Raw genomic sequence first — 18,945 nt, 5'->3', positions numbered from 1 at the left:
CCGTGGAACCCACGGTCAGATGGGCAGGCGCCAGGTGTTCCATTCGTCCAGCAGCTTGAAGCCCATCGCCTCGTTGATCGCGAGCATGTGGGCGTTGGACGTGGCGTTCCACGTGATGACCCGCTCAAGCTGCGGTTCGTGCTCTCGTAAGCGGAGCAGGTTCGTCAGTTTGAGGAGGAGACCGAGACGGTGGCCGCGATGCGGACCGAGCACGGCGGTGTCGGCCTGGAGGCCCCAGCCGTCCTGCCGGTCGGCGTCGAGCCAGATACGGGTGAATCCGGCCGGGGCCCCATCGGCGACTCGCCGCGCCATCGCGGTGTAGCAGTCGAGCCCGCCAGGCACCATCCGCTCCTCATGCGCGCGGACGCGTTCGGCGTCGAAGTGGGCGTGCTGCATGCTCGCGTCCGCCGGGGCGTCGTTCATGCCGGCCATCACCGTGCCCAGGTCGGCCAGCCGTTCCGGTGCGGTGGGGCCGGTCCAGAGCTCGACCTCGTACCCCTCGGTTCGAGGCAGCATCTGCCGGAACCCCGCCCAGTCGGCTGTCCGCAGGTCGAGGGTGCGGCGGGCCTCCGCCACCGAGACCGTGAAACCGTGCGCCTGGGCGAAGCGTGCGCCGATTCCCTCCGTGGGGGTCTCCACGAACAGCAGACTGCGGCCGTTGGCGCGCGCCCGTCCGGCCGCCTCGTCCAGCAGTCGCGTGCCGAGGCCGCGTCCGCGCCGGTCCGGCCGTACGAACAGCGGGTCCAGCCACGCGATGTGCGTGTTGTCGTGCTCAGGCATCCGCAGCCGGTAGCCGGCCACCGGCTCGCCGCCCTCCTCGATCACGCGGACCTCCTGTCGCTGATCGGGCACGCCTTCGGTGAACAGCCACTGGAAGCGCCGCCGGCTGAAGAGAGGGCCGGGCAGGTCGGCGAACGCCTGGAGGTAGGCGTCGTGGAGGCGGGTCATGGTCAGGTCGTCGAGGATCGTCATGCGGGCAGGTGTCCCATCGTCGGCATGCGGAACATGTAACCGGACCATGTCTGGCGGAGGCGACGCATTTATCGGCGGGTTCCGGATTCGCCGCCAGGGTTGGGTGATGGCCTGGCTCCCCAAGTCCCCGCGCCAGGTCCCCGGGCCAGGTCCCCGGGCCAGGTCCCCGGGCCAGGTCTCTGAGCCAGGTCTTCGTCAGAGGCCATCCCTACAAGCGAAGGGGCCGCGTCTTTGGGGGTGTCGCCGGGGTGCACGGCTGGGCAGACGCTCGTGACACCTCTGGGAAAGGTTTCGGATGTCTGGACGGACATCGCGAAGGGTGCGCTGTGACTGGGGGTAGGGGGATGCGGCTGCGGGGCCATGGGGGGCGGAGGAGCGTACGTGGAGGCGGGTAGCGGCGTGTCCAGGCGCGTGGCCAGCCGGTCCAGGCACGCATGTCCGGGACGCGTCCAGGCACGCACGTCCAAGGGGAACGACGCCTCCCCCGGGTGAACGACCACGCCTCCAGCGCACGTCGTCAGGTCAGGACCTTCACCACGCCCGTCAGCGCGAGCTGCACCAGGGCCAGCGGCACCAGCCCCACCCATGCCAGCTTCTGGAGCTGGTCCTCGCGCAGCCGCGGGAAGCTCACCCTCAGCCAGATCACCACGAACGCCAGCGCGAACACCTTGACGAGCGTCCACAGCCAGCCCGGCAGCAGCGGGCCGTGCCAGCCGCCCAGGAAGAGCACCGTGGTCAGGAACGACAGCACCACGATCCCGACGTACTCCGACAGCATGAACAGGGCGAAGCGCATGCCGGTGTACTCGGTCATCGGGCCCATGATGATCTCGGACTCGGCGATCGGCATGTCGAACGGCGGCCTCCGCAGCTCGGCGAGCCCGGCCAGGAAGAAGACCACGCCGCCGATGGCCTGCCACGGCAGCCACCACCACTGCCACGCCTCGACGATCCCGGGGAGGGACAGCGTGCCCGCGGCCATCGCGACGGACGAGGCGGCCAGCACCAGTGGCAGCTCGTACGACATGAGCTGCGCGGCGGCGCGCATGCCGCCGAGCACGGAGTACTTGTTGGCCGAGGCCCATCCGGCCATGATCGAGCCGAGCACGCCGATGCCCATCACCGCGAGCACGAAGAACAGCCCGAGGTCCAGGTTCACCGCGACGCGGCCCTGGTCGATCGGGATGACGATCATCACGACGAGGTACGGCACCAGCGCCACCCCGGGGGCGATCATGAAGATGCGCCGGTCGGCGGCGGCCGGGATGACGTCCTCCTTCTGGGCGAACTTCACCCCGTCGGCGATCAGCTGCGCCCACCCGTGGAAGCCCCCCGCGTACATCGGTCCGAGGCGCGACTGCATGTGAGCCATGACCTTGTGCTCGGTCTGCCCCACGATCAGCGGCAGCACCAGGAACACGGCGAGGATCACGACGAAGCTGATCACCACGTCAAGCATCGGGCGCGGCCTCCTAGTCGGACGGGTCAGGCATCAACGTCGGGCAACCGATGTCCCCACTCGGTCTGGGTCAGGCATGGGGCGTCGTGCGCCGCCTGCATCACGCTTCAGGCGTCGCGCGTCGCGCTGCCCACGGGTCAGGTGTCGTGCGCCGGCCTGCTCACGCATCGGGGGCCGTTCCCCAGTCGGCGGGCACCCCGGGCGGGAGCGTCCTGCGGCGGCTCGGTGCGCCGTGGCCCGACTCTCCCGGCTCCTTCGCCCCCGGCCACGCCTTGGCGACCCGGGCGGCGAGGATGAAGTCCTTGCGCAGCGGATGGCCCTCGAACCCGTCGGGCAGGAGGAGCGGCACCAGATTCGGGTGGCCGTCGAAGACGACGCCGAACATCTCGTACGTCTCCCGCTCGTGCCAGTCGGCCCCCCGGAACACGCCCACGGCCGACGGCAGGCGCGGCTCGGCGCGCGGCACGCTCGTGCGCACGAGGACGCGACGGCGGGCGGCCGGGTCGTACAGGTGAGCGACGATCACGAAGGTCTCGGGCGGCTCGTCCACGCCGGTCAGCCAGTCGAAGAACGCGTAGCCGGAGTCCCTGAGCGCGGTCAGGACCTCGATCCAGTCGCCGGGGTCGGCGACGTCGAGGGTGGTCTCGCCGTAGGACTCGGTGGCCTGGACGCGGTCGTCGCCGAAGCGCTCAGCCGTCTGTTCGGCGGTCTGCTCGGCCGCCCTGCCGGCGCTCACGCCCGCCCCTCCGGTTCACCTGAAGGCGCACCTGAAGGCGCGTCCGGGGCCTCCGGTCCCGCGCCGTGGGCGCGGGACCACAGGTAGCGGTCGCCGAGCTTCTCCCCCGCGATCTTCTCCTGCAGCTTCATGATCCCGTACAGCAGCGCCTCCGGCCGCGGCGGGCACCCCGGCACGTAGACGTCGACGGGGATGATCTGGTCCACGCCGTTGGTGACGCAGTAGGAGTCCCAGTACGGGCCGCCGCTGTTGGAGCAGGCGCCGAACGAGATCACGTACTTGGGGTCGGGCATCTGCTCGTACAGGCGCTTGACGGCCGGCGCCATCTTGTCGGTCACGGTGCCCGAGACGATCATGAGGTCGGCCTGCCGGGGGCCGTTGGCGAACGGGATGACCCCGAACCGGATGAAGTCGTGCCGGCTCATCGACGTGGCGATGAACTCGATGGCGCAGCACGCCAGCCCGAAGTTGAACACCCACAGCGAATAGCGCCGCCCCCAGTTGAGGACGAAGCGCATCGGCTTGGGCGCCAGCCGGGAGACCGGCCCCACGGTGGGCATCGGGAGATCCGTCGCTGCCATGTCTCCATTGTCCCGCCTGATCGGCCTCAGGTGTAGATCCGGCCCGCGAGTACGGGGTCAGGTCCAGGTGAGGACGCGTTTGCGCCAGGCGTACAGGATGCCGAGCGCGATGAAGCCGAGGAAGACGAACATCTCCACGAGCGTGGTCAGGCCGAACCCGGGCGCGTCGAACACCGTCGCCCACGGGAACAGGAACACCGCGTCCACGGCGAACACGACGTACAGGTACGTGAAGACGTAGTAGCGGACCTGCGACTGCGCCCAGCCCTCGCCCACGGGATCGACGCCGCACTCGTACGAGGTCAGCTTCTCGGGGGTCGGCCGGGTGGGCCGCAGCAGCCGGTTGGCCATGAGGGCACCGGCCACGATGGCCACGCCGATCGCGAACAGCGCGGCGACCAGCGCGTAGGACCCGAAGTAGCCGTCCACATCCCGATCGTAACCCAGTCAAACCTCCGGACCTATCCTCCCAAATCGGGGTAAAAGGTATGATCGCCCCCATAACCTGGCAGCTATGCACAAATTGCGCCTCCTTGGTGGATTCGCGCTGCTCGCTCTCGCGACGGGCGGCTGCGGCCTGAGCTCGGGCTCCCATGAGCGCAACATCGTCGTGCCCGCGGACCCCACCCTCCTCGACTACGTCAACCCCGCGACCGTGACCGGGCTCACCTCGGGGTCGCTGAGCGAGGGCGAGAGCGCGCGCCGGTATGTGCACATCACCTATCCGCAGATCAAGGGCGCGCCGGCGCTCGGCGCCGCGCTGCACGAGGAGGCCGAACGGCAGCTCCAGGCCTTCCGCGCCGTCGTGTCGGCCGCCTCGTCCGACGCCCTCCGCCCCCGTGACCCCGGCACCGGCTACCAGCACCAGAACCAGGACAAGAACCAGAAACAGAAACAGAACCAGAACTCCGGCGCCGGCTACAGAACGGGCTCGAAGGGCCGCGGCACCGGCTACAAGGCGAGCAGACCGCCCGCCAGGGGCGGAGCCCGCGCCCTCCCCCTCCGCGAGCACCTCAGCGAGAGCGCCTTCACCAGCACCTCCCTGCGCCGTCCCGAGCTGAACGTGCAGTGGCAGCTCACCGCGGCCTCCCCCGACGTGGTGGGCGTGCGGCTGCGCAGCGGCGAGTACGTCGGCGCCGGCTGGACCCGCTCCACCAAGACCTTCTGGTACGACCGGCGCCACGACCAGGTCGTCGGCTCGACCGGGCTGCTCGCGGGCAAGCCGGCGCTCCGGGAGGCGGCCCGGCTGGTCCGGGAGGGCCTGGAGTCGCGCGGCGCGGCCGTGGACCGCTCCGCCGTGACGCCCACCCAGGACCGGCTCGACTCGATGGCGTTCAACCGGATGGGCGACCTGGTCGTGGAGTTCGACGACTGCGAGATCGGGTCCTGCTCGCTGGGGCGCGTCGCGGTGGCCGTCCCGGCGTGGCAGGTCCAGCCCCTGCTGTCGGGGACCGGCCGGCTCGCCCAGGCCGCCGCCGTCACGGCGCCCGCGAAGACCGCCCTGCCCCCGATCGCCCCCGAGGAGGGACCGGCCCAGCTTCCGCCGGCCATGGGCACCGCCCGCCCGGACGACAAGCCGCCGCTCGGCGCCGGGACGCGGGCCGGCTCCGGTGTCCAGGCCGCCGCCCCCGCCGGCCCGATCCACCGGCACGTGGACTGCGCCAAGGCCAAGTGCGTCGCCCTGACCTTCGACGACGGGCCCGGCCCCCAGACGCCGCGCGTGCTCGACGCGCTGCGCGACGGCGGCGCGCGGGCGACGTTCTTCGCCGTGGGCGCCAACGCCGAGGCCAACCCGTCCGTGCTGCGCCGCATGCGCGACGAGGGCCACGTGATCGGCAACCACGCGTGGGCGCACCGCGACCTGACCAAGCTGCCGCTGAACCGGATCATCGACGGGCTCAGCCGCACCCAGGACGTGATCACGCAAGGCTCGGGGCGGATGCCCGCGCTGGCCCGCCCGCCGTACGGCGTGGCGAGCCCGGACGTGCTGGAGGCGGCGCGCCGCGTGGGCGTGGCGCTGGTCGGCTGGGACGTGGACACGCGCGACACGCCCGAGGACCCCGAGGGCCGCGGTGAGGACGCCGCGACGATCACCCAGCGCGCCGTCAGCGGCGCCCGGGCCAACGCGATCATCCTGCTGCACGACACCAACGACGCGACCGCGGACGCGGTTCCGGACATCCTCAAAAAGCTGGGCAAGAAGGGTTACACGTTCGTCACCGTTCCGGAGCTGTACGGCTCACCAGGCATGGAGCCGGGACACTTCTACCGCTCCGCGACGGCGACCATGGTGTACGGCCCCTGAGGCGGCGCACCCCCGGGGGCCACGTATAGTTGGCCCTCGTGACCCGAACAGTCCTCTTCGCCCGCCTGCACGTCGACCTCGGCAGGCTCGCGTCGGCGCTGTGTCACCCCTAGCGGTTCAACGGCCTCCCCCTGAATCCCATCGCGTTTACCCGCGTTATGCGCTGAGGAAACGTGTTGAACCTCGCGAGGATCTAGCATGGAACTGAGAACGCGCCCCAAGCGACCGCGCATTGGCGCGTCGAGGAGGACTGAGCTGTGACGAAGCAGGTCCAGCAACTCGACCGCGTGATCATCCGCTTCGCCGGCGACTCCGGCGACGGCATGCAGCTCACCGGTGACCGCTTCACCGCCGGCACGGCGGAGTTCGGCAACGACCTGTCCACGCTGCCCAACTTCCCGGCCGAGATCCGCGCGCCCGCCGGCACCCTGCCCGGCGTCTCCAGCTTCCAGCTGCACTTCGCCGATCACGACATCCTCACGCCCGGCGACGCGCCGAACGTGCTCGTCGCGATGAACCCGGCGGCGCTGAAGGCCAACCTGGGCGACCTGCCCCGGGGCGCGGACATCATCGTCAACACCGACGAGTTCACCAAGCGCAACCTGCAGAAGGTGGGCTACGAGACCAACCCGCTGGAGGACGACAGCCTCGCGGAGTGGCGGGTCCACGCGGTCCCGCTGACGTCGCTGACGGTCAAGGCCCTGGAGGGCTTCGACCTGTCGAAGAAGGACGCCGAGCGCTCGAAGAACATGTTCGCCCTCGGCCTGCTGTCGTGGCTCTACCACCGGCCGATCGAGCACACGATCACGTTCCTGCAGCAGAAGTTCGCCAAGAAGCCCGAGATCGCCAAGGCCAACATCGCGGCCTTCCAGGCGGGCTGGAACTACGGCGAGACGACCGAGTCGTTCTCGGTGTCGTACGAGGTCAAGCCGGCCAGGCTGGCCCCGGGCGTCTACCGCAACATCTCCGGCAACCAGGCGCTGGCCTACGGCCTGATCGCCGCCTCGGTGCAGGCGAAGCTGCCGCTGTTCCTCGGCTCGTACCCGATCACGCCGGCCAGCGACATCCTGCACGAGCTGTCGAAGCACAAGCGGTTCGGCGTGCGCACCTTCCAGGCCGAGGACGAGATCGCGGGCGTCGGCGCGGCGCTGGGCGCGGCGTTCGGCGGCGCGCTGGGCGTGACGACGACCTCGGGCCCGGGCGTGGCGCTCAAGGCGGAGACCGTGGGGCTCGGGGTCACCACCGAGCTGCCGCTGATCATCGTGGACGTGCAGCGGGCCGGTCCGAGCACCGGCATGCCGACCAAGACGGAGCAGACCGACCTGCTGATGGCGATGTACGGCCGCAACGGCGAGTCGCCGGTGCCGGTCGTGGCGCCGATGTCGCCGAGCGACTGCTTCGACGCGGCGATCGAGGCGGCCCGGATCGCGGTGAAGTACCGCACGCCGGTCATGCTGCTGTCCGACGGCTACCTCGCCAACGGCTCCGAGCCGTGGCGGCTGCCGGAGATCTCCGAGCTGCCCGACATCTCGCAGGCGTTCACCACCGAGCCCAACGGCGAGGACGGCGCCTTCCTGCCGTTCAAGCGCGACGACGAGACGCTGGCGCGTCCGTGGGCGATCCCCGGCACGCCCGGCCTCGAACACCGCATCGGCGGCATCGAGAAGGCCGACGGCACGGGCAACATCTCCTACGACCCGAACAACCACGACCTGATGGTCCGGCTGCGCGCGGCCAAGATCGCCGGGATCGACGTGCCCGACCTGGAGGTGGACGACCCCGACGGCGACGCCCGGGTGCTCGTGCTCGGCTGGGGCTCGACGTACGGGCCGATCGCGGCGGCGGTGCGGCGGATCAGGAAGTCCGGCGGCAAGGTCGCGCAGGCCCACCTGCGCCACCTCAACCCGCTGCCGGGCAACACCGGCGAGGTCCTCAAGGGCTACGACAAGGTGCTGCTGCCCGAGATCAACCTCGGCCAGCTCGCGCTGCTGCTGCGGGCCCGCTTCCTCGTCGACATCATCAGCTACAACCGGGTGCGCGGCCTGCCGTTCAAGGCCGAGGAGCTGGCCGGGGTGATCCAGGACGTGATCGACAGTGACTGAGCTGCTCAACGGGAAGGGCCTGTCCCTCGTCCCCAAGACCGACGCCAAGCAGACCCTGAAGGACTTCAAGTCCGACCAGGAGGTTCGCTGGTGCCCCGGCTGCGGTGACTACGCGATCCTGGCCGCCGTGCAGAGCTTCCTGCCGGAGCTGGGGCTGCGGCGCGAGAACATCGTGTTCGTCTCGGGCATCGGCTGCTCCTCGCGCTTCCCGTACTACCTCGACACCTACGGCTTCCACTCGATCCACGGCCGCGCGCCGGCGATCGCGACGGGCCTGGCCGCGAGCCGGCCGGACCTCAGCGTGTGGGTGATCACGGGAGACGGCGACGCGCTGTCGATCGGCGGCAACCACCTGATCCACGCGCTGCGCCGCAACGTCAACCTCAACATCCTGCTGTTCAACAACAGGATCTACGGCCTGACGAAGGGGCAGTACTCCCCGACCTCCGAGGTCGGCAAGATCACGAAGTCGACGCCGATGGGGTCGCTGGACAAGCCGTTCAACCCGATCTCGCTGGCCCTCGGCGCCGAGGCGTCGTTCGTGGCCCGCACCATCGACTCCGACCGCAAGCACCTGCAGTCGGTGCTGCGCGAGGCGACCGCCCACCGCGGCACGTCGCTGGTCGAGATCTACCAGAACTGCAACATCTTCAACGACAACGCCTTCGAGCCGCTGAAGGACCCCGAGGTCCGCGACGACATCACGCTGCGGCTGGAGCACGGGCAGCCGATCGTGTCGGCGTCCAAGGCGGTCGTGCGGGGCGACGACGGCCGCATCTCGGTAGTGCCGCGGGCCGACGTCGCGGCCGAGCGGATCCTCGTCCACGACGCGCACTCGCCCGACCCGTCGGTGGCGTTCGCGCTGTCGCGGCTGGACGAGCCGGCGTTCGAGCACGTGCCGATCGGCATCTTCCGCCAGGTGGACCGGCCGGCGTACGACGTGCTCATGGCCGAGCAGCTCGAGGAGGCCGTGGCGCAGCAGGGGCCGGGCGATCTGTCCGAGCTGCTGATGGGCGGCGACACCTGGCGCATCGGTTAGGAGCGACGGCAGGGGGCGGCGGCGAGCCGCCCCCTTCGTCATGTCCGGACAACCTATCGGGGGATGTCATGTCGGGCTCGCTGGTGACGGGCGCCACCGGCTTCATCGGCTCCCGCCTGCTGCGGGGGCTCGGGGCCGCGGGCGAGGCGCACGGGGTGAGCCGTTCGCCGCGGCCGCGGGCGCCGGGCGTGGTGTGGCACCAGGTGGATCTGCGCGACGCGGCGGCGGTGGAGAAGCTGTTCGCCGCGGTGCGGCCCGAGGTGGTCCACCACCTGGCGGGCGAGGTGGACGGCGCCCGCGAGCTGGACGTGGTGCTGCCGACGCTGACCGGCAACCTGACGAGCACGGTCAACGTGCTGGCGGCGGCGGCCCGGTCGGGGAGCCGGGTGGTGCTGGCGGGGTCGAGCGAGGAGCCGCGGCCGGGCAACGGGCACGCGGCGCCGCCGTCGCCGTACGCGATGGCCAAGGCGGCGGCCTCCGGGTACGCGGACCTGTTCCACCGGCTGTGGGGGGTGCCGTGCACGATCGTGCGGCCGACGATGGTGTACGGGCCGGGCCAGCGTGACGGGACGAAGCTGGTGCCGTACGTGACGCTGTCGCTGCTGCGGGGCGAGGAGCCGCGGCTGACCAGCGGCGCGAAGGTGGCCGACTGGGTGTACGTGGACGACGTGGTGGAGGCGTTCGCCGCGGCGGGCGCGGGCGGGCGGGCCGTCGGGCACGCGCTCGACGTGGGCACGGGGGTGCGGACGCCGGTCCGTGAGGTGGTGGAGCTGCTCTACCGGATCGTCGGGGCGGGCGGCGAGCCGCGCTTCGGGACGGTGGCCGACCGGCCGCTGGACGTGCCGCAGTCGGCCGAGACCGGGCCGGCGCGGGAGCTGCTCGGCTGGGAGGCGCGAGTCGGGCTGGAGGAGGGCCTGCGGCGGACGGTCGCCTGGTACGCCGCCCGTCAGGGCGTGATCTTGTAGATGTGGTAGGCGCTCTCCTCGGCGAAGGAGTCGGTGAAGGCGCCGCCGGTGACGGGGATCCGCCGGTTCTCGAAGAGCGCCTCGACCTGCCCGGCCGGGACGCCGGGGGGCAGCGTGAACGTGTGCGGCCCGGGTCCGCCGTCGACGCCCGGCATGGCGAACAGGTAGTAGGCGCCGTCGTGCCGCTTGAGCATGGTGTCGACGCCCTTGCCGAAGTCGTACTGGAGCGACTGGGTGTTGAGGACGGGGGCGAGCTGCCTGATCTGGCCGTTGACCTCGGCGACGGCGGGTCTGGTGGCCGCGCCGCAGGCGTCGCGCAGGACGTGCTGGCTCTGACACCGGCCGCCGAAGCTGTGGTTGAAGTAGACGACGCCGCGGGCGCCGTGGATGAGTGAGCTCATGACGGCGCCCTTGAGCTGGGCGGGGCCGATCGCCTGCCGGTCCTCGGGCGCGGGCTGCCCGACCTCGACGAAGGCGTAGATGGGCTGCCGCTTGCCGTCGAGGGCGTCGAGCTTGCGCTGGCGGTCGATGAGCAGCCCGTAGTTGGCGGCCCTGGCGCACTGGTCGGCGCGGAACTTCAGCGAGTTCTGGGCGTCCAGGCAGGCGTAGTAGCTGGTGTACCAGTAGACGTCGAGGGAGACGAGGTCGGTGTAGTCGTTGACGAACCGGCCGGCCTGCCGGTCGTTCTGCCAGATCATGACGCCCTTGCCGAAGTTGGCGTAGTGGGGGCGGCCGTCGTTCTTGGGCAGGCGGTCCTTGAGGGTCTTCATCACGGTGTAGCCGCAGCGCTCCTTGTGCGGGTCGTCGGGGACGCACAGGGCGCCCTGGCCGGGGAAGTTGCCGGTCCAGCCGTCGTCGCCGGGTCCGGCCCACATGTCGGCCTCGTCGGTGATGAGCCAGGCGACGGTCTCGGGGCCGTACCCGGCGATCGGCTCGCCGGTGATGGCGAACATGCCGTTCTTCCTGATGAGCGCCATGTCGCTGGTCTCGGTCAGCTCGACGTAGGTGTTGATGCCGGCCGCGCGGTCCTTGTCCACGTCGTCCTGGGTGATGACGGACTCGTACCAGACGCCGACGGGGAAGAACGACGGGTCGGTCCAGCCGGCGGCGGCGGTGGCGGGGAAGCGGGCGTAGTAGGCGGGGCCGCCCTCCCAGGCGACGGGGGCGAGGGCGGGGGCGGACGCGGCCGGGCCGGGGGGCGTGGTCTCCCGGGGGCCGGACCCGACGCTGCGCAGGTCGAGCACGACCCACACCAGGGCCGCCGCGGTGAGCAGGATCAGCGCCGCGAGCAGCGGGCGCGGGACCCGCATCAGCGCTCGCCCTCGGCCAGCGCCATGAGCTCGCGGGCGCGCGCGGACCAGGAGGCGTCCCGCACGGACGCGCGCAGCTCCTCGGGTGTCGCCGGGCCGCCCGTGTCGAGCGTGAGCCTGACGGCCTCGACGAACGCGGCGTGCGTGGCGGCGCTCCTGACCAGGCCGGTGTACGCGGCCAGCTCGGCGAACTCCGTGCTGACGACGGGCAGGCCGAGCGCGAGGTACTCCTTGAGCTTGATCGGGTTGGCGTGGCGGATCCAGGCGTTGTCCCGCCACGGCATGATCGCCACGTCGAAGCCCGACCCGTACGCGGGGATCCGCTCGTAGGGGCGGAAGCCGAGCCAGTGGACGTTGGGGTACTTCGTCAGCCGCTCCATGGGCGCGGTGGAGTCGCCGACGAGCACCAGCGACGCCTCCGGCAGCTCGACGGCGAGGCGTTCGAGCAGCTCGAAGTCCACGACGAAGTCGTCCAGGGCGCCGAAGAAGCCGATCCTGGGACCCGCGATGGCGGCCAGGTCGGGCGGGAGGTCGGCGGTCCGGGTGAAGTGGCGCAGGTCCACGCCGTGGTCGAGGAAGTGCGCCCGGTCGCCGGTCAGGGGGCGTTCCTCGGCCATGAGGGCGCGGCTGACGTAGACGACGCGGTCGGAGCGGGTGAGCAGGGCGCGTTCCATCGCGCCGATGGTGGCGGCGTCGGCCTCGGGGAACGCCGAGTGCCGGTCGGAGCGGTTGAACACCAGCGACCGCCTGGCCATGGGGCGCACCACGTCCCAGGCCGTGGGGATGGTGACGACGACGGCGGGGCGGCGCATGCCGAGCGAACGGCACACGGCCCGCACCTGGGCCCGGACGAGCGCCGCGTTCAGGGCGCGCAGCGGCGGCGAGCCGTAGAACGGCAGCGGCAGCGGCGACATGACGTGGAAGCCGGGCAGCGGCTCGCGCACGAGCTTGGCGACGCTGCGCAGCTTGCGCGCGATCCGGCGGGCCACCTGGGTGGACTTCCCGGGGGCGGGCATGCGCATGCCGATGCTGTTGACCACGAGCACCTCGCGGTGCGCGGCGATCGAGCGCATGAGCTGGAAGTCGGAGTGGGCCTGGTTGTGGTACCACCAGTCCTGGGCGGAGAAGCAGACGTAGCCGGGCGCCGGCTGCGCGGTCTCCCGAGGCCAGCGCGGCAGCGGCCACAGGGCGCGCAGGGCGGCCCGGTGGCGCTCCCCCCCGGGCCGGCCGCGGGTGGCGGCGCGCAGCGCCTCGTTGAGCGTGACGGCCAGGCGCATGAGCAGGGCGCGGGGACGGCCGTGGAGCTGGCGGTGGAGCCTGACCCGGTTGGCCGCGGACAGGGCCCACAGGCGGCTGGAGGTGGACTGCTCACCGCCCAGGTGGACGGCGAGGGCGGCCGGCACGTAGCGGACCGCGAAGCCGCGCTCGCCGGCGCGCAGCATGTACTCGGTCTCCTCCGAGTACAGGAAGTAGCGCTCGTCCAGCGGCCCGGTGGCGTCGAGGCACCGGCGGGAGACCAGCCAGGCGGCGCCGGTCGCCCAGTCGTGCGTGCCGGGCCGCCGGTACGCCTCGTCGGCGACGACGAGCTCGCCCAGGGCCGGGACGCGTCCGGCGCGGTGGCCGCCGAGCAGCGCCTCGCCGAGCGCCCGCAGCACGGTGGGGCGGCGCCGCAGCGACAGGTGCCGGTGGCCGGAGTCGTCGGTGAGGCGCGGGACCGTGATGCCGGTGCCGGGCTCGGCCAGCGCCTCGCGCAGCGCCGTGACGGCGCCGGGGGCGAGCCGGATGTCGGGGTTGAGCACGAGCACGTCGCAGCCGGGCGCGGCGGCGATCCCGGCGTTCACGGCGGCGGCGAAGCCGGCGTTGCGGCCCGTGGAGACGGTCTCGACGGCGGGCAGCGCCTCGCGGGCGCGTTCGAGGGTCGCGTCGGCCGAGTCGTTGTCCACCACGATCACCCGGGCGTCGCCCGCTCCGGCGGCGGCCAGCGAGCGCAGGCAGTCGCCCACGACCCGCTCACTGAAGTAGGTGACGATCACTATCGCGAGCATGCGGGCACGGCCTCTCGGGAGCGTCGGGACTCAGGAGTGTCGGAACCGGCTGAGCAGGGCGCCGGCGAGCAGCGCGAGGGCGAAGGGGGCGTCGTCCCGCAGATAGCGGCGGGCCAGGCGGCGCGGCTCCAGCGCGAGGCGGTGCAGCCATTCGCCGCCCGCCCGCTGCAGGGCGCGCGGGGCCCGGCTGAACTGGCCGGCGGCCATGGGGATGCCCGCGCCGCAGCCGAGGAACCAGGCGGCGGGCAGATCCGGGCGCAGGTCGCGGATGAGCCGTTCCTGCCTGGGGAAGCCGAGCCCGACGAGCACGAGGCCGGGGCGGGCGGCGGCCACCTGCCTGATCACGTCGCGGTACGCCTCGGGGTCGGCGTCGAAGCCGTACGGCGGGGAGAGGGCCCCCGCGATCCGCAGCCCCGGGCTGCGCGCCGCGAGCGCCTTGGCGGCGGTCTCGGGGACGCCGGGGTCGCCGCCCAGCAGGTAGACGGAACGGCCCTCGCGCGCGGCCCGCGCGGACAGGGTGTGGACGAGCGAGGCGCCGGTCACCCGCTCGGGGACGGCGGTCCCGGCCAGGCGGCCCGCCCACACCACGGGCATGCCGTCGGCGACCACGAGCTCGGAGCCGGCGACCAGCTCGGCGAGGGAGGGGTCGCGGGTGGCGGCTCGGACGATGTCCACGTTCGCGGTGACGATCGCGCCGCCCCGGCCGGCCGCCCAGGCGCGGGCGACGTGCTCGGCGACGGCGGCCTCGGTGAGGGCCATGACGTGGACCGCTCCGACGCGCACCCGCGCCGGGGGGTCGGTCGTGAGGAAGGGATCCGCCGGAATGGTGTCGCTCCTTCGCGCCGCCGACCTAACATCACGACCTTTCACGAAATAATCGGCATAGGAGATAAACCCGTTACCCGGGGTCCGGCGGAGGCCCCGCGCGCCCGCCCCGGGCCGGGCGCGCGGCAGCGCGCGGCGGTCGCCTGAGGGTTTCCGGCGCGCCGGTCGAGGATCGCTTGACCAGAGCGGGCCAGGGCTTCCGGCGGGGCGGGCGGGCGGCGATCATGGGCGCATGAGAGTGGAGCGAGGCGCGTTCGACGGGGTCCTGATCTTCGTCCCGACCCCCCACCACGACGACAGGGGCTTCTTCACCCGCACGTTCGACACGGCCCTGGCCGCCGCGCACGGGCTCGACCCGGCGGCGTTCGTCCAGGACAGCCAGTCCCGATCGCGGCTCGGCACCCTGCGCGGCATGCACTGCCGGCTCGGGCGGGGCGAGGCCAAGCTGGTCAGGTGCGCCCGCGGCGCGATCCACGACGTGCTGGTGGACGCCAGGCCCGGCTCGCCGACGTTCGGCGAGAGCTGGAGCGTGGTGCTCGACGACAAGGAGTTCGCCCACCTGTACGTCCCGCCGGGACTCTTCCACGGCTACCAGGCGCTCACCGAGCAGGCCGACGTGTGCTACCGGATCGACCGGGAGCACGACCCGGCCGAGGACCTGACCGTGCGCTACGACGACCCGGACCTCGGCATCGGCTGGCCGCTGCCGGTCACCGCGATCAGCGCCCGGGACCTGGCGGCGGGGTCGTGGAAGGAGGCGCGGGAGCGCCTGCTCGGCTGAGCCCGTCCTCCCCGGCAGCCGGAGCGGCTCGGGCGGCGCGGGCCTCGCGCAGGAGGGCGCCGGCCGCGCCCACCAGCAGGAACGACAGGCCGGTGATCACCGCGTACGCGCGCAGGTCGAAGGTCGCGGCGCCGATCAGCGGCACCACCAGGCAGGCCGCCAGCGTGAGCCCGAGGTCGCGGGAGGCCGGGTCGGCCAGCAGCCGCCGGGCGCGCAGCGCCGACCAGATGCCCGCCGCGAACAGCCCCGCGAAGGCCAGCACGCCGATGATCCCGGTCTCGACGGTCGTCAGGATGTACTGGTTGTCGAAGACGAGGTACTTCGGGGCGTACCAGGTGCCGAGCCCCCGCCCCAGCCAGGGGTGGCGGCCGATCTCGGTGGTGGCGGCGGCGTAGTCCATGGTCCGCCAGCGCAGGCTGGAGTCGTTCGAGATGTTGGTGAACAGCGCGACGATGGCTCCCAGCACGCCCGGCACCACGAGCTTCACGGCCCCGAGGAAGACCAGCACGGCCCCGGCCGCGAGCAGCCGCCGCACCTTCGGCCAGCCCGCGAGCAGCACCACGGCGGCGCCGGCCAGCCCGACGAAGGCCGAGCGCGACACCGAGAACACCATCCCGGCCCCGATCAGCCCCGCGCACACCCACCAGCGCAGCGCGGGCCCGCCCCGCTCCCGCGCCTGGAACGCGAAGTGCAGCGCGATCGGCAGGATCATCGCGCACATGACCGCGAACTCGATGGGGTGCCCGGTGGTCGCCGCCACCCGGCTCAGCCCGTTGCGCTCCAGGATGAACAGCTCCTCCTGGGTGTAGCGCAGGCCGGGCAGCACCATGTACTTCGTCGGGTCGAACCTGAACAGGAACTGCACCGCGCCGACCACCCCGAGCACCGCGCCCATCACCGCGACCGTCTTCAGCACCAGGTCGAGCCGGTCCCGGCCGCGCACGCCGTCCACGACGAGCAGCACGACGCCGATCATGGCGAACGCGGTGACGAGCATGTGGTCGGCCAGCTCCACCTCGTCCCTGGGCAGCGGGCCGGCCGTCGCGTAGGCGTACGTGGCCAGCAGCGAGGCGGCGTGGACGAACACGGCCGAGCGGACGAGCGTGCGGCCCTTGGCGGCGCCGAGCGTGCTGGTGAAGTGCGCGCACAGCCACCACACCAGCGCGAACAGGCCGATGGACTCGGCCGGGGTGATCGCGAACGACAGCCCCCGGTACACCAGCCGGGCCGGGACGATCATGAGGACGACCGCGAACACGACGCCGACCGTGGCCCCGTCGGCGCGGTGCGGACGCGGCAGCGCGGACGCCTCCAGCAGCGCCCGGGTCCTGGCGGCCGCCCTGGAATCCGTCACGGTCATGCCGGGCGCCGCCTCAGCCGCAGGACCGGCCGCCGCCCGCCCGGCCGCCCGCCCAGCCTCCGTCGCACCGCGGGGGCGACGCTCTCCGCCGCGAACCCGGCCGTCAGGGCGGCGAACAGGCCGAGCGCCAGCACCGCCGCCGCCGAGCGGCTCTTGCCGCCGCGCTGCTCCAGCGGCGCGGTGGGCGCGACCATCTCGGTGAGCTTGATGTACGTGCTCGGCGGCGCCTGGAGCACCTGCTGGCGGGCGGCCATCTCCAGCTTGGCCCGCGCCACGAGCCTGACGACGAGCTCGTGCGCGGCCCGGGCCGACGGGCTCTTGGCCTCGATGATGACGAAGGGGCCGTTGGCCAGCAGCTCGGGGTTGGAGCTGCCGTTGTGGACCACGTACGAGGTGTCGCCGCCCGGAGGAGCGCCGAGCGTGGCCGCGGTCTCGGGCGCGCTGAGCGCCTGGAGCAGGATCGAGGCGGAGACGTTGAGCGCGCCGTCGTAGTTGAGCAGCGGGTTGACCCGGGGGTTCGGGTAGTCGGGGTTGGCTGGAACGCTCCCGCCCGTGACCGGGACGGTCAGGACCAGCACCGCGCTCGACTGGTAGACGGCCGGGATCGTCCGGTAGACCGCAAAGGCGACCGCGAGGGAGAGCAGGAACGCGGGGAGCGTGACGTACCACCTGCGGAACACGACCAGGACCGTCCCCCAGAAGTCCAAGACGCTTTCCTTCCCGTATCAGAAAACGGGTGTCTCCCCACAGATCATCGTTTTTACCGGTATCCGGCGTTACCAACTATTTGTAACGAGCCAACGGTGCACCGCGATGTCACTGCCGGGCCATTTCGCCGACATTCAGGGTGGGGAGCACCGATGCAGCAAGCGCTGAGCTTTACCTTCCACCGCGACGAACTCCTTCCGCTCGCCGACAGTCACCGCGAAGGCTTCCTCAAGGCCACGCCGTTCCGGCACGTCGTCATCGACGACTTCCTCCCCGCCGAGGTCCTGGAGCCGGTCCTGGCCGAGTTCCCCGAGCCCCGCGACATCGAGTGGCAGCGCTTCGACAACGCCCGCGAGGTCAAGCTCGCGCTCGCCGACACCGAGCGGATGGGGCCGGCCACCCGCCACCTGCTGGCCGAGTTCAACGGCCAGGTGTTCATCGACTTCCTGGAGCGGCTCACCGGCATCGAGCACCTGGTGTCCGACCCGCACTACGACGGGGGCGGCCTGCACCAGATCCGGCCCGGCGGGTTCCTGAAGGTGCACGTCGACTTCAACCGGCACCGCCGGCTCGACCTCGACCGGCGGCTGAACGGGCTGCTCTATCTCAACAAGGACTGGGAGGAGTCGTACGGCGGCCACCTCCAGCTCTGGAACAAGGACATGACCGCCTGCGAGCACCGCATCCTGCCGGTGTTCAACAGGTTCGTCCTGTTCGCCACCACCGACGACGCCAACCACGGCCACCCGGAGCCGCTGACCTGCCCCGACGACCGGGCCCGCCGGTCGATGGCGCTGTACTACTACACCAACGGCCGCCCGGAGGAAGAGGTGCTGGACGAGCACGACACCAAGTTCAAGCAGCGGCCGGGCGAGGAGTGGAAGAGCTCCTTCCGGCAGACGGCCAGGCGCTGGGTGCCGCCCGCGCTGGCGGACCTGGCGACGCGCCGCAAGTAGCGAGCGACGAGTAACGCGGTCAGCGCGGTCAGCGGCCGTTGAGCCGCGCCACGTCGATGGGGCCGGTCTCGTCCAGATCCTCGGACGGGCCCGGCCCCTCCGGATCGGGGGCGGGGACGGGCCCGGGGTCGGGGGCGCGGAGGAACAGCCCGCGGCGCACGACCGCGTACGCCGCCCCGAGCCCGGCCACGAGGCCGAGCAGCAGCCCGCCGACGGCGCCCTGGAGCTTGGCCGACCCGTCGGCCTCCGGAGCGAGCCGCACCACGTCCTCTGCCTGGACGAACGTGATCGGGTGCGCCTTCAGCTCGTTCTGCCGGTCCTCCAGCTCCTGGCGCAGCCGCTCCTGGGTGGCGGCCAGGACCTTGGCGGCCGTGCCCGGTGAGTCGCTCTCGACCTGGACGTAGATGAACGGGCCCGTGGTGCCGACGCCGAGCAGCGTCGGGTTGCTGCGGCCGTCGTCGATGGTCAGGTCGGTCGGCCCGTCCTCGGTGACGCCGACGGAGGCGAACACGTCGGAGGTGTTCATGGCCAGGATGAGGATGCTGGCCGTGGTGCGCAGGTCGTCGGTGAACTGCAGCAGCGGGTTGGTCTGCGCGACGGGCTTGGTGCCGTCGATCGAGCCGCCGCCCGAGGGGGTGACGAGGACCATGGACGCGCTCGTCACGTACCGCTCGGGCATCAGGAGGTATCCGGTGGACGCCAGGGCGACGGTGAGGACGGCGACCGGGACGGCGATCAGCTTCTGCCGGGCAAGGCCAAGAATGGTCTTCCAGAATTCCATATATCCCCTGCCCGATACGC

Annotated in this window: 18 protein-coding genes; 7 read left to right on the top strand and 11 right to left on the bottom strand. The window is 72.0% G+C overall.

Annotated elements, in window-relative coordinates; translation table 11 throughout:
• Positions 1–15: 15 nt before the first annotated feature.
• From HT134_RS33210 to HT134_RS33190, 5 genes are all read right to left on the bottom strand, one after another.
• Positions 16–972: a GNAT family N-acetyltransferase gene (locus HT134_RS33210; RefSeq protein ID WP_175604429.1), complete on the bottom strand. Its 957-nt coding sequence runs from the start codon at positions 970–972 to the stop codon at positions 16–18.
• A gap of 517 nt (positions 973–1,489) precedes the next feature.
• A complete protein-coding gene (gene nuoH / locus HT134_RS33205) occupies positions 1,490–2,431 on the bottom strand; it encodes an NADH-quinone oxidoreductase subunit NuoH (protein WP_175604428.1) in 942 nt (313 codons plus the stop codon).
• Positions 2,432–2,591: 160 nt separating this feature from the next.
• Positions 2,592–3,167 carry an NADH-quinone oxidoreductase subunit C gene (locus HT134_RS33200; protein WP_175604427.1) on the bottom strand — a complete coding sequence of 192 codons (576 nt, stop codon included), beginning with the start codon at positions 3,165–3,167 and terminating at the stop codon, positions 2,592–2,594.
• Positions 3,164–3,748, bottom strand: coding sequence for an NADH-quinone oxidoreductase subunit B (locus tag HT134_RS33195; RefSeq protein WP_446685767.1), 585 nt, complete (start codon positions 3,746–3,748; stop codon positions 3,164–3,166). The genes HT134_RS33200 and HT134_RS33195 overlap by 4 nt, the downstream gene beginning before the upstream one ends.
• Before the next feature lie 57 nt (positions 3,749–3,805).
• Entirely contained in the window at positions 3,806–4,177 is a 372-nt protein-coding gene (locus HT134_RS33190; protein ID WP_175604426.1) for an NADH-quinone oxidoreductase subunit A, read from the bottom strand.
• A gap of 85 nt (positions 4,178–4,262) precedes the next feature.
• Here HT134_RS33190 and HT134_RS33185 point away from each other — a divergent pair, with 85 nt between their 5' ends.
• From HT134_RS33185 to HT134_RS33170, 5 genes are all read left to right on the top strand, one after another.
• Positions 4,263–6,053: a polysaccharide deacetylase family protein gene (locus tag HT134_RS33185; protein WP_175604425.1), complete on the top strand. Its 1,791-nt coding sequence runs from the start codon at positions 4,263–4,265 to the stop codon at positions 6,051–6,053.
• Between the two features lie 38 nt (positions 6,054–6,091).
• Positions 6,092–6,166 carry a putative leader peptide gene (locus tag HT134_RS48195; RefSeq protein ID WP_355437855.1) on the top strand — a complete coding sequence of 25 codons (75 nt, stop codon included), beginning with the start codon at positions 6,092–6,094 and terminating at the stop codon, positions 6,164–6,166.
• A gap of 144 nt (positions 6,167–6,310) precedes the next feature.
• Positions 6,311–8,155, top strand: a complete 1,845-nt coding sequence (locus HT134_RS33180) for a 2-oxoacid:acceptor oxidoreductase subunit alpha (RefSeq protein WP_175604424.1) — start codon at positions 6,311–6,313, stop codon at positions 8,153–8,155.
• Complete coding sequence (locus HT134_RS33175; protein ID WP_175604423.1) at positions 8,148–9,194, top strand: 2-oxoacid:ferredoxin oxidoreductase subunit beta; 1,047 nt, start codon at positions 8,148–8,150, stop codon at positions 9,192–9,194. Before HT134_RS33180 ends, HT134_RS33175 begins: the two co-directional genes overlap by 8 nt.
• Positions 9,195–9,262: 68 nt before the next feature.
• Complete coding sequence (locus HT134_RS33170) at positions 9,263–10,159, top strand: NAD-dependent epimerase/dehydratase family protein (protein WP_175604422.1); 897 nt, start codon at positions 9,263–9,265, stop codon at positions 10,157–10,159.
• Here the strand turns inward: HT134_RS33170 and HT134_RS33165 are convergent.
• From HT134_RS33165 to HT134_RS33155, 3 genes are read right to left on the bottom strand one after another with little or no spacing between them, the layout of a single operon-like run.
• Positions 10,141–11,469, bottom strand: coding sequence for a hypothetical protein (locus HT134_RS33165; RefSeq protein ID WP_175604421.1), 1,329 nt, complete (start codon positions 11,467–11,469; stop codon positions 10,141–10,143). The genes HT134_RS33170 and HT134_RS33165 overlap by 19 nt on opposite strands.
• Positions 11,469–13,514: a glycosyltransferase gene (locus HT134_RS33160; RefSeq protein ID WP_175604420.1), complete on the bottom strand. Its 2,046-nt coding sequence runs from the start codon at positions 13,512–13,514 to the stop codon at positions 11,469–11,471. Before HT134_RS33160 ends, HT134_RS33165 begins: the two co-directional genes overlap by 1 nt.
• Positions 13,515–13,544: 30 nt before the next feature.
• On the bottom strand, positions 13,545–14,297 hold the full coding sequence (locus HT134_RS33155) for a WecB/TagA/CpsF family glycosyltransferase (protein WP_512698721.1): 753 nt from the start codon (positions 14,295–14,297) through the stop codon (positions 13,545–13,547).
• 274 nt (positions 14,298–14,571) lie between these two features.
• Between HT134_RS33155 and HT134_RS33150 the strand changes: the two genes are divergently transcribed.
• Entirely contained in the window at positions 14,572–15,120 is a 549-nt protein-coding gene (locus HT134_RS33150; RefSeq protein WP_175604418.1) for a dTDP-4-dehydrorhamnose 3,5-epimerase family protein, read from the top strand.
• Here the strand turns inward: HT134_RS33150 and HT134_RS33145 are convergent.
• Together HT134_RS33145 and HT134_RS33140 are read right to left on the bottom strand one after the other, a co-directional pair.
• A complete protein-coding gene (locus HT134_RS33145; RefSeq protein ID WP_175604417.1) occupies positions 15,059–16,480 on the bottom strand; it encodes an O-antigen ligase family protein in 1,422 nt (473 codons plus the stop codon). The genes HT134_RS33150 and HT134_RS33145 overlap by 62 nt on opposite strands.
• Positions 16,477–17,187 carry a hypothetical protein gene (locus HT134_RS33140; RefSeq protein ID WP_175604416.1) on the bottom strand — a complete coding sequence of 237 codons (711 nt, stop codon included), beginning with the start codon at positions 17,185–17,187 and terminating at the stop codon, positions 16,477–16,479. Before HT134_RS33140 ends, HT134_RS33145 begins: the two co-directional genes overlap by 4 nt.
• 153 nt (positions 17,188–17,340) lie before the next feature.
• On the opposite strand from HT134_RS33140, the gene HT134_RS33135 reads away from it, so the two are divergent.
• Complete coding sequence (locus tag HT134_RS33135) at positions 17,341–18,144, top strand: 2OG-Fe(II) oxygenase (RefSeq protein WP_175604415.1); 804 nt, start codon at positions 17,341–17,343, stop codon at positions 18,142–18,144.
• A 28-nt stretch (positions 18,145–18,172) separates the two neighbouring features.
• On the opposite strand, the gene HT134_RS33130 is transcribed toward HT134_RS33135, so the two are convergent.
• Positions 18,173–18,925: a GumC domain-containing protein gene (locus HT134_RS33130; RefSeq protein WP_175604414.1), complete on the bottom strand. Its 753-nt coding sequence runs from the start codon at positions 18,923–18,925 to the stop codon at positions 18,173–18,175.
• Positions 18,926–18,945 lie beyond the last annotated feature (20 nt).

It is taken from the genome of Nonomuraea rhodomycinica, from assembly GCF_013363995.1.
In the GTDB taxonomy this organism is placed as follows: domain Bacteria; phylum Actinomycetota; class Actinomycetes; order Streptosporangiales; family Streptosporangiaceae; genus Nonomuraea; species Nonomuraea rhodomycinica.
The sequence above is the reverse complement of the archived record's forward strand: the minus strand, read 5'-3'. Positions and strand labels throughout refer to the sequence as shown.